The sequence below is a fragment of the Pedobacter cryophilus genome (assembly GCF_005116455.1).
GTDB classification, from domain to species: Bacteria; Bacteroidota; Bacteroidia; order Sphingobacteriales; family Sphingobacteriaceae; genus Pseudopedobacter; species Pseudopedobacter cryophilum.
Window position 1 is genome coordinate 241,159 of sequence record NZ_SWBP01000002.1, and the last position, 14,910, is coordinate 256,068.

Below are 14,910 nucleotides of genomic sequence, written 5' to 3' on the forward strand. Positions count from 1 at the left end.
TATAAACTATATAACAAGCGCTATTTCTTTAGCGCTATTTTTGTGGTGTTATTATAAATATCATGAAAACTCAAAAAGAAATTTTTCCAGTAGTAGGCATGTCTTGTGCTTCTTGCGCCATAAGTGTAGAAAGTATGGTTTCCGCAACAAAAGGTGTGAAAAGTGCAAGTGTAAATTATGCTAATGAACAATTGCAGGTAGAGTATGATGCTGAGGATACCAATCCACAAAAAATTAAAGAAGCTGTTTTAGCTATAGGTTATGATTTGCTTATTCAAGCTAGTACGGCAAAAGATGAGCAGGCAGAATTACAAGAAAAGCAACTCAAAAAATTAAAAAGTAATATTCTTTGGGCCACTATTTTCACCATTCCGGTGGTGGTTTTAGCCATGTTTGGGATGCACATTCCTTATGCAAATTTGGTGATGTTGGTGTTAAGCACCCCTGTAATTTTTGTTTTTGGTAAATCTTTTTTTAGTAGCGCATTTAAATTGGCTAAATACGGTAAAGCCAATATGGATACTTTGGTGGCTTTAAGTACCGGAATAGCCTGGGTTTTTAGTGTTTTTAATACTTTTTTTGGTGATTTTTGGCTCAATAGACGTTTAACGCCTCATGTTTATTTCGAAGCCGCGGCGGTAGTTATCCTTTTTATCATGTTAGGGAAATTATTAGAAGAAAGGGCGAAATCTAATACTTCGCAAGCCATTAAGAAGCTCATCGGTCTACAGCCAAAAACAGTTTTGGTGATAAGAGACGGAAATGAAATGACCATAAAAATTGAAGAAGTAAGAATTGGAGATCGGGTTTTAGTAAAATCAGGAGAGAAAATTGCAGTTGATGGAAAGGTCATAGACGGGCACTCTTACGTAGACGAATCTATGATTAGTGGAGAGCCTATTCCGGTAGAGAAATCTACAGATGACAAAGTTTTTGCAGGTACCATCAACCAAAAAGGAAGTTTCAGCTTTACAGCCGAAAAAGTAGGTGCCGATACTTTGTTGGCTCATATTATTAAAATGGTACAAGAAGCGCAGGGTTCTAAAGCTCCGGTGCAAAAATTGGTTGATAAAATTGCCGGCATATTTGTCCCCGTGGTAATGGTGATAGCGCTCATTACTTTTTTTATATGGATGTTTTTTGGTGGTGAGAACGGGGTTACACAAGGTTTAATGACTATGGTTACCGTTTTGGTAATTGCTTGCCCTTGTGCTTTGGGTTTGGCCACGCCAACAGCAATAATGGTAGGAGTGGGTAAAGGTGCCGAAAACGGAATTTTAGTGAAAGATGCCGAAGGTTTAGAGCAAGCCCAACATATAAATGCCATTATCTTAGATAAAACCGGAACCATTACCGAGGGAAAACCTAGTGTAGCAGAGACTTTTTGGTTGAATAATGAAGAAACTCTAAAAGGTATTTTATTAGGTTTAGAACAAAAATCTGAGCATCCTTTGGCCTTATCAATCGTTCAAAAATTAAAGAAAGAGGAAGTAAAAGAAACTCAAATTCAAGATTTTGAAAGCTTAACAGGCAGAGGAGTGAAGGCTAAAGTGAAAGATGAGTTTTACTATGTGGGCAGCCATGGTTTAATGAAAGATCTCCAAATTGATATTCAAAAGCCAGAAATAGCCAATTGGAGCAATAAAGCATATACCATTATTTACTTTTCTTCGGCAACAGCATTAATAGCTGCGTTTGCAATTTCTGATCCTATTAAAATGAGTTCTAAAAAAGCCATTCAAGATTTAAAAGATTTAGGAATTGACGTTTATATGCTTACCGGAGATGCAGAATCCACAGCTAAAGCTGTAGCAAATGAAGTTGGAATTACAAATTATAAAGCAGATGTTTTACCTGCTGATAAAGCCGAGTTTATTAAGAAATTACAAGCCGAAGGTAAAAAGGTAGCAATGGTTGGGGATGGAATTAATGATGCTCATGCTTTGGCTCAAGCCGATGTTTCTATTGCCATGGGCAAAGGTTCTGATATTGCTATTGATGTGGCTAAAATCACTTTAATATCTTCTGAACTGGATAAAGTGCCGCAAGCCATTTCGCTATCTAAACAAACAGTAAAAGTGATTAAACAAAATTTATTTTGGGCTTTTATTTATAATGTAATAGGCATTCCTATAGCCGCTGGGGTATTATTTCCTATCAACGGCTTTTTATTAAACCCTATGATAGCTGGCGCTGCAATGGCTTTAAGTTCTGTGTCAGTAGTCACCAACAGTTTAAGACTAAAATTTATGAAATTGTAGGTTGGTTATCAGTTACCAGTTTTGGGTTATCAGTTTTTGGTATTCCGTAATCGGTATCTAATAATCAGTTAATAATATTATTCCACCAAAATTCAATTATTCAATCATTAATAAAATAACAAATATGGAAACCTTAAAATTTAAAACAAGTTTAAAATGTAGCGGATGTGTGGCTGCTATTCAATCAAAAATGGATGAATTAGAAAATGTTAAAAAATGGGAAGTGGATTTAACGCAACCCGTAAAAATTTTGACAGTAGAAGGCGATCATTTAAATGAAGAAGAAATTATCAAGACTTTGAAAGATGCGGGTTACAGCGCAAATAAAATGTAGAAACTATCTTTATATTTAGGGGTTATTAAATGATCACAAAAAATAGGGATGAAAACTAGTAAACTTTTTTACCAATTAGCGTTTCTAATTATTCTTTTTCATTCCTCATTTGTGTCTTCTGATGAAAATCAAGCTTTAAAACCTTACCAATTACCTAAAGGCGTAACTGCTAAAGATTATTTAGCCAACACCTTAATTATCAAGTATAAAAATGTGCCGTTACAGGGTGTTAAAACTTTTGGTAATGATTCAAAAAATTCCTCAAACAGTATAAAAATAACTTATCAAAAGCCTATTCTGGTTTTCGGAGATTTAGCTGTAAAAACATTAGCAGATCAACAAAAAATTAATGACAACGGTTTAAACCGAATTTTTGAAGTCGGTTTTGAAAGTGATATTTCTATTGAGCAGGTGATTAATGAAGTTTTAAAAGACCCAGGTATAGAATACGCCGAGCCTCGTTTTATCTATCAAACCAGTACTACCCCAAATGATGTGGATTATGTTGCTGGTTTTCAAAATTATCTTGATCAGGTAAAAGCGCCACAAGCTTGGGACATTCAGCCCAATGCAAACGGCGTTATTATAGCCATTGTAGATTCGGGATCTGATTTGCAGCATGTAGATTTAGCTACTAATATTTATCAAAATACGGCTGATCCTGCCAATGGTATTGATGATGATAATGACGGCTACATTGATAATTTTAGAGGTTGGGATTTTGTAGGTACATCAGCGGCTAATGTTGTAGAAGATAATAACCCAGATGTTCCTGCCGATTCTTTAGACCACGGAATTCATGTGAGCGGTTTGGCTTCTGCGGTAACTAATAATTCTATCGGAATTTCTAGTATCGCACAAACAGCTAAATTAATGATTTTAAAAGTGGGTGCTGATGATAATGCCAGGGCAATTTATCGTGGTTACGACGGAATTATATACGCCGCCAACCATGGAGCCAAAATTATCAATTGTTCTTGGGGAGGGCCGGGTGGCGGTGCTTTTGGTCAGGATGTAATTAATTATGCGGTAAGCAAAGGCTGTTTGGTGGTTGCGGCAGCAGGTAATGATGGGGATAGGGAACTCATTTATCCGGCGGCTTACAAAGGTGCATTTACGGTAGCCAACGTAAGGGCTGATGATGTAAAATCATCATCTTCAAGTTATGGTTATCACGTTTCAATTTCTTCTCCTGGAGCTTCCATTTATAGTACCGTAAATAGAGATAGATACGGTTATAAAAGCGGTACTTCTATGGCTACGCCAATTGTTTCTAGCGCTGCGGCTTTGGTGCTGGCTAAAAATCCCGGTTTAACCGGAGTGCAAGTTGGAGAATTGTTAAGGTTAAATACCGATGATATTTCTAGTATCAGCGGGAATAGTAATTTTCAAGATCAATTGGGTAATGGCAGATTAAATGTTTTTAAAGCATTAAATGCGATGAATATGCCGTCTTTAAGAAATCAAAAAACAACCATAAGCGATAAGTCTTTGGGCGCTTACGCCATTGGCGATACCTTAAGCTACTACTTTGATTTAAAAAATGTTTTGCAAGCAAGTAGTGATATCAACGTGACTTTAAGTAGCACAAATGCTAGTGTGCAAGTGCTTAATGCAACCTTAACAACGGGTGCTTTTGCGGCATCAGAAACTAAAAAAATAGGTCCGTTTAAAGTGGTGGTTAAGCAAGGCACATTAGACAATACCTCCGTATTATTTAAATTGAGTTATAGTTCTATTTCTTCCTCTTATCAAGACAAAGAATTTTTTAATACTACCGTAAATTTAGATTATCAAAATATTACTGTAAATAAGGTTTATACCACTATTACCAGTAACGGAAGGGTAGGTTTTAGCGGCGATAATGCTTCCAACGGTTTGGGTTTTGTGTACAAAGATTTTTCTTTATTGTACGAAGCTGCGCTAATGATAGGAAATGCTGCCGATAAGGTTTCTAATAATGCCCGGGGCATAAACGGTGTGGTAGATAATCATTTTAATAAAGTGGTGAGGGTGGGTAAGATTAACAATTCTGTAGCTGCTTATGAAGGGGTAGCCACCTCAAGTGATTTGCTAAGTCCTTCACCTTTAAATATTGAAGTAAAAAACCGACAAATTGCTTATAAGGATTCTCCTGATGATAAATATGTGGTGGTAGAATATGAGATTTTTAACAAAAGCACCGCCACAATTAATAATATTTACGTGGCTTTATTTACCGATTGGGATGTAGATGATGGTACAAAAAATTTAGTTAAATATGATGCCGGTTTAAAAATGGGCTACACTTATGCATCTACGCCGCTTTCTCCATATGCGGGTGTAAAGCTGCTATCTGCGGAAGCTAATCCGCTATTTTATCCTTTATCTTATCAAGTTGCCAGTGATCTTTTGCAGGATGGAAGCTTTACCATTGCTGAGAAATATCAAACTTTATCTAGCGGAGTTGGGGCAACATCTTTAGGATCTGGAAATGGTTTAGATGTGATGTTTGTGATTGGAAACGGAACTTACAGCATCCCGGTAAACGGATCTGTAAAAGTTGCATTTGCTTTTATTGCAGGAGATAATATAACAGATATCAGTAATTCGGCAATTGTTGCACAGGCTAAATACACCCAATTATTAACCGCAGTGGAGCCGGTTTTTACGGCTAAAGGTTTTGATGTTGCCCAAAATTTTCCAAATCCGGTAAAGCAAGAAACGCAAATTTCAATATACCTTCCCGGCAACGGAAAAACAACTATAGAGATTTATGATTTAACCGGAAAAAAGATTTTTACTTTATTAAACGCAGAACTTAAAAAAGGAACGCACTCTTTTAATTTAGATGCTTCTAACTTAAACAGCGGAATTTATTTCTACAAAACAAGTTTTGAGGGATTAGAAAAAGTGATGAAAATGGTGGTTATTAAATAACTTAAATACTGTTGAAACAAGCCCTGCATCTGGGTTCGTAACTTTCTTTTTCGCCTAACATTAATTGGTTTTTATTCTCTACCAATCTATAGCTAAAAAGTGCTGGTCCGCCACATTTCATACATACTGCATGTACTTTGGTCACTTCTTCTGCAATGGCCATTAAGGCTGGCATTGGCCCAAAAGGTTTTCCGGTAAAGTCCATATCTAAGCCAGCAATAATTACTCTAACCCCTTTATTAGCCAGTTTTACGCATACCTCTGGTAATTCATCGTCAAAAAATTGAGCTTCGTCTATCCCAACAATTTGGGTGTTGCTGCCATACAATAAAATAGCAGAAGAATGGTCAACCGGAGTAGAATGAATGGAGTTTAAATCATGAGAAACTACCGCAGTTTCATCATAACGGGTATCAGTTTTTGGTTTAAAAATCTCGACTTGTAATTTAGCAATTTGTGCTCTTCTTAATCTTCTAATCAGTTCTTCGGTTTTGCCAGAAAACATAGAACCGCAAATTACTTCAATGCTTCCGCCAAACTCATTTCTTCTTCTCAATCTTTCGTCGCCAAACAACATATATAATCCTAAACTTGATGTGTACCTTTCGGCTAATATCAGAATTATATGTTATTTTTGATAGCGTTTTACCAACAATAATACTTATTACATACGTTTTTATATCATGATGAATCAGCAGGAAATTCTTAGAAAGATAGGTCATATCATCCAGGAGTTAAATGACCAGCAACAGTATTTAAGTAACACCTCTAAAATCAATCTGTTAGAATTGGAATTGTTTACCGCCAATGCTGATTTTTTGATCGACCATATAGAGATTTTAAAGAAGTTGAATAGCCAGGGAAGCGAGACAAAAGTTATTGAGGAACAGGTAGAAACAAAAGCAAAAGAGTTTTTTGAAGAGGAACTCGTGATTGAAAAAGTAGTGGTTTATCCTCCTGATTTAATCCCAGATGAGGAAGATGAGGAATTGGAAGAAATACAAGAACCAAGAGAAAAGCCATTTTTTGCGTTCTCATTAGAAGAAGAACCGGTAGAAATGGTTTTTGATTTTGAAAAGAAAATACCAGTTGAGGAAGTTTTTGATAGAGAATTAAGTGAAGAAGAGAAGGAAGTTTTAAAAGCAAAATCAAATTTTCCAGAAGAAGTGGTTCCTATTATAGAGGAAGAAGAAGGTCCCGAGCCTTATTTGATTATTCAGGAAAAAGAGAAGGAAGCTGTAGTTGAGGAAGAAGTTTTTGCGGAAATTATAGACGAAGAGGCTTTTATTGTGGAAGAAGAAGTAGTTGAAGAGGAGGAGGAGGAAATTCTTATCAAAGAAAATGTTAAACCAACAGTAGTAACTATAGAACCTAAAATGACTTTGAATGATTTGCTTTCTTCAAAGAAAGATCAGCGTATGCCATCATCAAATTTAGGGCAAAAAGCTTCAATTGATCTTAAAACAACCATTAGCTTAAACGATAAAATGATTTTTATTAAAGAGCTTTTTAGTGGTTACAACTTAGCCTACAGCGAGGCTATTGAAATTCTTAACCGATTTGAATCTTTTGATGCGGCAGATAATTTCTTGCTTAAAAACTATGCTAAAAAGAACAATTGGGAAAATAAGCAAGATGTTGTAGACCGTTTTTATGAATATTTGAATAGGAAATTTTAAATAGTTTTTACCGCAAAGGTAAAAGAGAAGAAATCTAAGAGTTCTTCCAGTTCTCTGTGAATCTCCGCGTCTTTGTGGTTAATTAAATCACGCAAAGAGCGCAAAGTTTAAACGCAAAGTTCGCAAAGGTAAAAGAGCGAAGAAATATATGCGTCCTTCCAGCTTTCTGTGAATCTCCGTGTCTCTGTGGTTAATTATTTCACGCAAAGAGCGCAAAGTTTAAGCGCAAAGTTCGCAAAGAGCAAAAAAGAAGAAATATAAGCGTCCAACTTTCTACGAATATCAGAATCTCTGTGGTTTATTCTTAAAATAAATTGCCAAATATTAACTGTGAACCTACTTCACAATTTCTAATCTCATTTTTCATATTTAACGTCTTACAGGGTTGTTTTTTGTGAACTTTGGTTTACAATTTGTCAATCTTACTTTTCATCAAAAAATAAATGATCTATCTTGATAATTAATTTGTTTATAAGAATAATTAATTGCTTCGATATGAGAACAGAATTAATAAACGACATTATTGGCTGGGATACTGCAAACTGGTCTAAATCTCTTGATTATTGGAATCAGAAAATTGATATTAAAGGTAAAAATTACAACTGTTTAGAAATTGGCGCCGAGCAAGGAGGTTTATCTTTATGGCTCGCTTTAAATGGTAATAAAGTGATTTGCACTGATTTTAGTTATTTTGATCAGCCTCAAATTCTTCAAAAAGCAAAAAATTTGCATCGAAAGTATAACTGCGAAAGAAAAATTACCTACCAACCACTAAGTGCGCTAGAAATTCCTTATGATAATTACTTTGATATTATTCTGTTTAAATCTGTTTTGGGCGGTATTGGCTCTAATAAAATAAAAGACGTAGATCAATTAGTAATCAATCAAATATATAAAGCCTTAAAGCCAGGTGGGAAACTGTTATTTGTAGAAAACACAGCAGCTTCGCTATTACATAAATACTCTAGAAAGTGGTTTATTAGATGGTCTAGCGAATGGAATTATTCTAAACTTAAAGATATAGTGAAGCTTTTTTCGTCTTATAAAACGCTGAATTATAAAACAGTAGGATTTTTAGGAACTTTTGGTAGAAACGAAAAGCAAAGGATATTTTTAGGTAAAATTGATGCTATTTGTGATTATTTAATCCCAAAATCTAATCGGTATATTATGATTGGTGTAGCCGAGAAATAATTTTTTTTAAAAATAGCTTAAATAATACCCATTCTGTTAGAGTCTAACTTTAACAAAATGAAGAGTAAAATAGTGAAACTTATTAAAGAAGAGCCACCATAGCTTATAAAAGGCAGAGGAATGCCAATTACAGGCATTAAACCGATAGTCATGGCTATGTTCACAAAGAAATGGCAAAAAACGATACAGGCAACGGCATAACCATAAACCCGACTGAAAGAGGATCTTTGCCTTTCGGCGAGGTGTAAAATACGAAGCAAAAGCATTAAATAAATAGCAATCACCACAAAACTGCCCACAAACCCCCATTCTTCACCAACGGTACAAAATATAAAATCGGTACTTTGTTCGGGTACAAAGTTAAATTTTGTTTGGGTTCCCTGTAAATAACCTTTCCCTAATAAACCGCCAGAACCAATGGCAATTTTAGATTGGTCTACATTATAACCAGCGCCTTTAGGGTCTTTTACAATTCCAAGAATTAAATCTATCCTTACTTTTTGGTGAGGTTTTAAAATGTTTTTGTAAACAAAATCTACACTAAAAATGAATAGTAAAGAGAGGATAAACCCGGTAACAAATACCATAATAAGTTTCCTGTTTCTTTTGAAATTGTAAATCAATAATCCTAAAACCAAAAGCAATCCAACAATCACATAAATTTTAGTAAATAAGAGGGTGAAGATGAATAAGATGACCATGATTAGGCCTGCAATGAGGTAATATGGTGATAAGCCTTCTCGGTATAAAACAAAAATTAGAGAAGTAAATACCAACGCCGAGCCCGCATCAGGTTGTAAAATAATTAAAAAAACAGGTAAGCCTAATATAGCTACAGCCGGAATTAAAGTTTTAAAATCAGACAGTTTGGTGTTCATCACACTTAAATGTCGGGCTAGTAATAAGCTGGTTGCCCATTTGGCAAATTCAGATGGTTGCAACCTAAAACTACCAATAGGTATCCAAGCTTGGTTTCCACCTACATTTCTACCTACTACTAAAACGGCAATTAATAAGAGAATGGTTATGCCGTAAAATATGGGAGAAAAAAGATAAAAGAATTTAGAATCTAACAGCAGAATAACAGCACCTACTACAATTGCAATAACAATAAAAATAAGTTGTTTGCCAGAGTTACTATCTAAATTAATAAGAGTTTGATCTTCATTAAAAACTGCCGCATTAATATTAAACCAGCCAATAGCCATCAAACTCAAAAAAAGTAGAATGGTAAAAAAGTCTACATTAAAGAAAAAGCTTCTGTTTTGGTTATTCATTTTCCTTAACTTTTAATTTTGGGGTAGATATTGGTAAAACTGCTTTTCTTTCAGGTTTAGCAGCTGTTGTGCTGTCCTTTTTTGCACTAATTTTTGTAACAGGTTTCTTTTGCCCGGGTAAAAGGTTAGCATTTACCAATCTTTCGGTATAATATTTTGGTCGGCTAATAGAATCTTTCAAATATTTTTCGATCATTAAACTGGCTATTGGCGCCGACCATGTTGCGCCATAACCTGCGTTTTCTACCACCACAGCAATAGCAATTTTAGGATTATCTCTTGGCGCAAAGGCTACAAATACAGAGTGATCTGCTCCATGCGGATTTTGAACAGTTCCGGTTTTACCGCAAATCTCTATATCCATTATTTTAGAAAAATAAGCTGTTCCGTTGGGTGCATTTACAACTCTGCTCATCCCTTCAATCACTGGGTCAAAGTATTTTCTATCTATACCCGCATAATTTTTCTCAGTGTATTCTTTTTTGATAATTTTTTTCTCGCCAATAGCTTTCACCAAATGTGGTTTATAATAAAAACCTCTATTGGCAACAATAGCCATTACATTAGCCATTTGCAAAGGGGTAATTCCTAACTCGCCCTGCCCTATAGATAAAGAAATGTTAAAACTAGAAGTCCATTTATCGTTTTTAAAAACCTTAGTATAATATTCTGGAGTGGGTAATAAACCATTCCTTTCTGCCGGTAAATCAACACCTAAAGCGGTACCAATACCAAATTTAGCCACAGATTCTCGCCATCTTTTATAGGCATTTACCGGTCTCATTCCAGCATGATCTATCATTCGGCTATAAGTATAACCATAATAGGTATTGCAAGATTCTTCTATAGATTGTTCTAAATTAATAGTGCCATGAACGTGGGTACAACCCATAAAACCTCTTCGTCCATAGCGGTAACCACCGGGGCAATTATAATAAGTATTAGCCGTAATGAGCTGCATTTGTTGGGCAACTAAAGCATTGATCACTTTAAAAATAGAACCAGGAGGATATTCTGCCTGTATAGGTCTAATAAACATGGGTTTGTAAGGGTCGTTTAAAAACCTCATGTAATTATTTCCCCTTTGCCTGCCTACCATTAGGTTAGGATCATAACCCGGACTGCTGATAGAAGCCAAAATTTCTCCAGTAGCTGGTTCTATGGCTACCACGCTTCCAATTTTATTTACCATTAGGCTTTCGCCGAAGAGTTGCAATTCTTTGTCTAAAGACGATATTAAGCGATCGCCAGAAACAGCAACAGTATCATAAATACCATCAAAAAAACTGCCTTGCTCTCGGTTATGCACATCAACCATAATGTTTCTTACCCCACGTTGCCCACGCAAGAGCTCTTCATAAGATTTTTCAATTCCGGTTTTACCGATATAATCTCCACGGTTGTAAAAGCCATCGTACTTCTCAATTTCTTTATCGTTTACTTCTCCAATATAGCCTAAGAATTGTGCGGCTGTAGAATCAGGATAATACCTTACCGATCTGTTTTGGACGTAAAAGCCAGGGAAATCAAATAGTTTTTCTTGAAAGCCAGCATAAGTACGGGCCGAGAGTTGTTTTTGAAATAAAGAAGCCCGGTAAAGCGAATAGTTTTTTGCTTTTTTAAAAGAACGATCAAAATCTTTTTTAGTGATACCTAATAAACCGCAAAATTCTAAGGTATCTAAAGCCTTCACCTGGCCGGGTATCACCATTAAATCATATACAGGTTCATTTTGAACTAAAACTTTTCCGTGACGGTCTAAAATTATACCTCGGGCAGGGTAAATGATGAGTTTTCTTAATACGTTGTTATCTGCCGATAGTTTATACCTATCATCTATTACCTGAATGTAGAATAACCTACCCAGCAATATAATGGTAACAAGAATAAAAATTCCTTGGATGATGTACCTACGTTTAAAAAAACTGTTCATTTACGTTGTTTCTTTCTATAGAATAGTAATTCTGAAACAAATATTAAAATTACTGTAAATATTGAACTGAATAATACCCGACTTAGTGTAGAAGGAATCTCAGAAAACTTAAAAACCTCAAAATTTAACAAGAAAAAGTGATGAATAAGGGTTAAAATGAGTGCATAAAAGAAAAACCATCTAAAACCCATAATGCTTAAAGAGGGTTCGGGGTCACTGTCATAATTGTCTTTTTGTACCGTAATGCTAATAAAAAGCACCCTCACCAAAACCAAAATGCTACAAGCCGTAGCATGTAAACCCAATGTATCGTTAAAAACATCTACAGTAATACCAATTAAAAAAGCCAGAAAAAACAATAACCAATTTGGGGTTTCAAATGGTAAAAGTAAAATGAATAAAATGTAAAGGTAAGGTACATTTAAGTTGTAAATCACCATGTTTTTTAACAGAAAAATCTGAATAAAAACTAAAATTAAGAATCTTAATGTATTGATGATGAACTTATTCATTCACGCTTTTTTTGTTTTGTACTTCTAATGTTTGTTGTTCTGCTGCAAAAATATTTTTGATCACATAAACGTATTGCAAAGCATAAAAACTGGTGGATAATTTTACCGATATGTCTAAAAAGCTACCTCCACCTTTTACGCCTGATTTTAAAACTGTCCCAATTAAAATCCCTTTCGGGAAGATAACGCCTAAACCCGATGTAACCACCCTAGCTTTAGGTTTTAAATTTAATTGATTTGGAATATCTGTTAAAGTTACAATTTCAGGATCGTCGCCTTCCCAAATTAATGGTCCAAAATACGGTGTGCCTTCTATGGAAGAAGTAATTCTGGTATCTTCATGTAAAATAGACTGAATAGACGAGAAATCTTCAGAAACATTCCAAACAATACCCACCACCCCATTAGGGCCTATTACGCCCATTCCTTTTTTAATACCATGTTTGGAACCACGGTTAATGGTAATATAATTATTTCTGGAGGTGATAGATTTATTCACCACTTCGCCAACAATGTATTCATATTGGGTTCTGTTTATGGTGTCATTAACGGCTTTAATCACCACGCTATCATCAAAAAAAGAAGATTTCAGCTGATTTCTGAGCGCAACATTTTCTTTGGCTAGGCTATCATTTACCACACTTAAATGCAGGTACTTGTTTACATCGCTTACTTTTTGATAAATAGAGCCAACGTATTGATTGGAGGTATTAAAAGTACTCGCTCTTTGAAAATCATTGTTTCTTACCAATAAAATTATAGAGATAGTGAAGTAAATGATGAAAAGAAAAAAGGCGCTAAACCGACTAAAGAATCTCCAAAGATTCAACATAATTACTTATTTGAGATGCTAAATGGAAGATTTAATTTCTGAATAATTAAAAGCATTCATTATAAAATGATGCTCAACTTTAAAGTGATTTTTTTGATGACTGATGATTTTTTCTTTGCTCATGCTATCTTAATTCTTAAGATAAGTGCAAAAGTTGCACCTCTTTAAAACTCAGCCAAAGATATAGAAAATAGCAATCAAAGTAAAAGATTGCTATCCAACTAGTGTTATTCTAATAAGATTTTTTTTGTTTTTAATTGTAATGAGCTTTTCTTTATTTAAAAGCCACAATCATCAAATTAAAAAGATTTTTAAAGTAACTCGGGTTTAATTTTATCTCTAAAATTAGCTGCAAATTTAGCCAGTTTAGGTTCTATTACTGCCATGCAATAACCTTGGCTGCGGTGATTAATAAAATAATCTTGATGATATTTTTCTGCAGGATAAAATTGCTCAACCGCCGAAACTTCAGTCACAATTGGATTAGAAAATACTTTCTCTACATTTAACTGCGTAATCATTTCTTCGGTTTGGATTTTTTGTTCTTCAGTTTCATAAAAAACTACCGAACGGTACTGAGTGCCTACATCTGCTCCCTGGCGATTTAAAGTGGTGGCATCATGAGTTTTAAAAAAAATCAACAACAATTCCTGAAAAGAAACTTTAGCAGGATCAAATTCTATTTGTATAATTTCTGCATGACCAGTTGTACCTGTGCAAACTTGTTCATAAGTTGGGTTATCAACCTGCCCACCCATGTAGCCAGAAGTTACTTTTTCAACACCATTAACAGCTGTGAATACAGCTTCGGTACACCAAAAACACCCTCCTCCAAAATTTCCTTTTTGTGTCATTATTATATATTTTTTTGCTGAAAATATGATTTATGCAATATATTTGCTTCCAGTTAAAGATCAATAAGAATCATTAATTATCTGTCTGCAATTTTAAGACATATTTTTTGAGAAAATGTTTAAAAAATCAGTAAATATCATATCTATTTTAATTCTGTTAATTGTACAGCTGAACTTTTCAGAGTCGGCGGTATGGTTTGTAGATGAAGAAATTGAAATGTCTTTAGTTGAAAACAACCCAGAATCTTCTGCTCAAGATACTAACGAAAATGAATCTGAAATTAGTGAATCAGATCGTTTTTTGATTGATCAACCCGTATTATTGGTGAGGTATGGTAAATCACAAGCATTACCATTTATAACCGATAGTAGAATTTCTAGCCTAAAAATTTCTCTAAACAATCCTCCGCCAGAGGGCTAGTCGATTTCCCAAATTTCCAAACAAATTTTTACAATTTATTATTTTTTAAATTATATCATCATGAAATTTTCTTTGATAAAAGGATCTTTATTAGGGTCTTTACTTACTATTTTGGCATTAAATGTTAATGCTCAAAAAATTGCCGACAATGAATTAAAAGTTAATGTTGCCGAGATTGCTAATCCAATAAACCAGTTAAAAGAATTGGAGCCTATTAGTTTTAGCTACAAAGCAGATAAACAAAAGAATTTGAAATTGCCTTTAGGGCCTCAGTATGGCTTTGAAACAAAAAGTTTATCTACCAATTTTCCATCTGTAGTTTATGAAACTTCTAAAATGTATCCTGCCGGCAAAAACCAGTTTAAAACTGCAAAATATGATGAGGTAAATATGGAAAAATTGATTCCGGTTTTAGTAGCCGCCATTAATGAGCAGCAAGCACAAATAGATGTTTTAAAACGAGAAATTGAAACTTTAAAGAAAAAGTAGTTTTTGTATTGTTAATTAGTGTTATAATGTGAAAGAGAGGAGCTGATGAGGCTCCTTCTTTTGTTTTTTAAATTTGTGAGTTGTTTATCACATTCCGTGGTTTGTGTCCTCAAAAAACACTTTTATTACCTATTTTGATCTGTGAGTACACATGCAGAGGGGAAAGGTAGTTTTCGTCTGTGAGGACACAGGCCGAGGCAGAGGG

At 34.6% G+C, this 14,910-nt stretch carries 13 protein-coding genes; 7 read left to right on the forward strand and 6 right to left on the reverse strand.

The window, feature by feature from the left end; genetic code table 11:
• The first annotated feature begins 62 nt into the window (after positions 1 to 62).
• The 3 genes from FA046_RS06255 (at position 63) to FA046_RS06265 (ending at position 5,514) form a co-directional block, all read left to right on the forward strand.
• A complete protein-coding gene (locus FA046_RS06255; RefSeq protein ID WP_136825531.1) occupies positions 63 to 2,261 on the forward strand; it encodes a heavy metal translocating P-type ATPase in 2,199 nt (732 codons plus the stop codon).
• Between the two features lie 124 nt (positions 2,262 to 2,385).
• Positions 2,386 to 2,595 carry a heavy-metal-associated domain-containing protein gene (locus tag FA046_RS06260; RefSeq protein ID WP_136825532.1) on the forward strand — a complete coding sequence of 70 codons (210 nt, stop codon included), beginning with the start codon at positions 2,386 to 2,388 and terminating at the stop codon, positions 2,593 to 2,595.
• Positions 2,596 to 2,643: 48 nt separating this feature from the next.
• Positions 2,644 to 5,514, forward strand: a complete 2,871-nt coding sequence (locus tag FA046_RS06265) for a S8/S53 family peptidase (RefSeq protein WP_136825533.1) — start codon at positions 2,644 to 2,646, stop codon at positions 5,512 to 5,514.
• Between the two features lies 1 nt (position 5,515).
• Here FA046_RS06265 and FA046_RS06270 read toward each other — a convergent pair whose 3' ends face one another.
• Positions 5,516 to 6,091 (reverse strand): thymidine kinase, encoded by a 576-nt coding sequence (locus tag FA046_RS06270; RefSeq protein WP_136825534.1) that lies wholly within the window; start codon positions 6,089 to 6,091, stop codon positions 5,516 to 5,518.
• A 106-nt stretch (positions 6,092 to 6,197) separates the two neighbouring features.
• Here FA046_RS06270 and FA046_RS06275 point away from each other — a divergent pair, with 106 nt between their 5' ends.
• Positions 6,198 to 7,193, forward strand: coding sequence for a hypothetical protein (locus tag FA046_RS06275; protein WP_136825535.1), 996 nt, complete (start codon positions 6,198 to 6,200; stop codon positions 7,191 to 7,193).
• Positions 7,194 to 7,688: 495 nt separating this feature from the next.
• Positions 7,689 to 8,387 carry a class I SAM-dependent methyltransferase gene (locus FA046_RS06280; RefSeq protein WP_136825536.1) on the forward strand — a complete coding sequence of 233 codons (699 nt, stop codon included), beginning with the start codon at positions 7,689 to 7,691 and terminating at the stop codon, positions 8,385 to 8,387.
• Between the two features lie 17 nt (positions 8,388 to 8,404).
• Here FA046_RS06280 and rodA read toward each other — a convergent pair whose 3' ends face one another.
• The 5 genes from rodA to msrA all read right to left on the reverse strand — a co-directional run bounded on the left by rodA (position 8,405) and on the right by msrA (position 13,795).
• Positions 8,405 to 9,664 carry a rod shape-determining protein RodA gene (rodA, locus tag FA046_RS06285; protein WP_136825537.1) on the reverse strand — a complete coding sequence of 420 codons (1,260 nt, stop codon included), beginning with the start codon at positions 9,662 to 9,664 and terminating at the stop codon, positions 8,405 to 8,407.
• Positions 9,657 to 11,597: a penicillin-binding protein 2 gene (gene mrdA / locus FA046_RS06290; protein WP_136825538.1), complete on the reverse strand. Its 1,941-nt coding sequence runs from the start codon at positions 11,595 to 11,597 to the stop codon at positions 9,657 to 9,659. The genes rodA and mrdA overlap by 8 nt, the downstream gene beginning before the upstream one ends.
• Positions 11,594 to 12,109, reverse strand: coding sequence for a rod shape-determining protein MreD (locus FA046_RS06295; protein ID WP_136825539.1), 516 nt, complete (start codon positions 12,107 to 12,109; stop codon positions 11,594 to 11,596). Before FA046_RS06295 ends, mrdA begins: the two co-directional genes overlap by 4 nt.
• Positions 12,102 to 12,941 carry a rod shape-determining protein MreC gene (gene mreC / locus FA046_RS06300; protein ID WP_136825540.1) on the reverse strand — a complete coding sequence of 280 codons (840 nt, stop codon included), beginning with the start codon at positions 12,939 to 12,941 and terminating at the stop codon, positions 12,102 to 12,104. The genes FA046_RS06295 and mreC overlap by 8 nt, the downstream gene beginning before the upstream one ends.
• Before the next feature lie 311 nt (positions 12,942 to 13,252).
• On the reverse strand, positions 13,253 to 13,795 hold the full coding sequence (gene msrA / locus FA046_RS06305) for a peptide-methionine (S)-S-oxide reductase MsrA (RefSeq protein WP_136825541.1): 543 nt from the start codon (positions 13,793 to 13,795) through the stop codon (positions 13,253 to 13,255).
• Positions 13,796 to 13,910: 115 nt separating this feature from the next.
• On the opposite strand from msrA, the gene FA046_RS06310 reads away from it, so the two are divergent.
• Positions 13,911 to 14,216 (forward strand): hypothetical protein, encoded by a 306-nt coding sequence (locus tag FA046_RS06310; protein WP_136825542.1) that lies wholly within the window; start codon positions 13,911 to 13,913, stop codon positions 14,214 to 14,216.
• 60 nt (positions 14,217 to 14,276) lie between these two features.
• A complete protein-coding gene (locus FA046_RS06315; RefSeq protein WP_136825543.1) occupies positions 14,277 to 14,705 on the forward strand; it encodes a tail fiber domain-containing protein in 429 nt (142 codons plus the stop codon).
• Positions 14,706 to 14,910 lie beyond the last annotated feature (205 nt).

What these genes read in the sequence shown, in the direction of transcription:
- mrdA (WP_136825538.1), bottom strand. Translation starts at nt 11,597, where the DNA reads ATGAACAGTTTTTTTAAACGTAGGTACATCATCCAAGGAATTTTTATT.
- msrA (WP_136825541.1), bottom strand. Translation starts at nt 13,795, where the DNA reads ATGACACAAAAAGGAAATTTTGGAGGAGGGTGTTTTTGGTGTACCGAA.
- FA046_RS06295 (WP_136825539.1), bottom strand. Translation starts at nt 12,109, where the DNA reads ATGAATAAGTTCATCATCAATACATTAAGATTCTTAATTTTAGTTTTT.
- FA046_RS06280 (WP_136825536.1), top strand. Translation starts at nt 7,689, where the DNA reads ATGAGAACAGAATTAATAAACGACATTATTGGCTGGGATACTGCAAAC.
- mreC (WP_136825540.1), bottom strand. Translation starts at nt 12,941, where the DNA reads ATGTTGAATCTTTGGAGATTCTTTAGTCGGTTTAGCGCCTTTTTTCTT.
- FA046_RS06260 (WP_136825532.1), top strand. Translation starts at nt 2,386, where the DNA reads ATGGAAACCTTAAAATTTAAAACAAGTTTAAAATGTAGCGGATGTGTG.
- FA046_RS06270 (WP_136825534.1), bottom strand. Translation starts at nt 6,091, where the DNA reads ATGTTGTTTGGCGACGAAAGATTGAGAAGAAGAAATGAGTTTGGCGGA.
- FA046_RS06265 (WP_136825533.1), top strand. Translation starts at nt 2,644, where the DNA reads ATGAAAACTAGTAAACTTTTTTACCAATTAGCGTTTCTAATTATTCTT.
- FA046_RS06310 (WP_136825542.1), top strand. Translation starts at nt 13,911, where the DNA reads ATGTTTAAAAAATCAGTAAATATCATATCTATTTTAATTCTGTTAATT.
- FA046_RS06255 (WP_136825531.1), top strand. Translation starts at nt 63, where the DNA reads ATGAAAACTCAAAAAGAAATTTTTCCAGTAGTAGGCATGTCTTGTGCT.
- FA046_RS06275 (WP_136825535.1), top strand. Translation starts at nt 6,198, where the DNA reads ATGATGAATCAGCAGGAAATTCTTAGAAAGATAGGTCATATCATCCAG.
- rodA (WP_136825537.1), bottom strand. Translation starts at nt 9,664, where the DNA reads ATGAATAACCAAAACAGAAGCTTTTTCTTTAATGTAGACTTTTTTACC.
- FA046_RS06315 (WP_136825543.1), top strand. Translation starts at nt 14,277, where the DNA reads ATGAAATTTTCTTTGATAAAAGGATCTTTATTAGGGTCTTTACTTACT.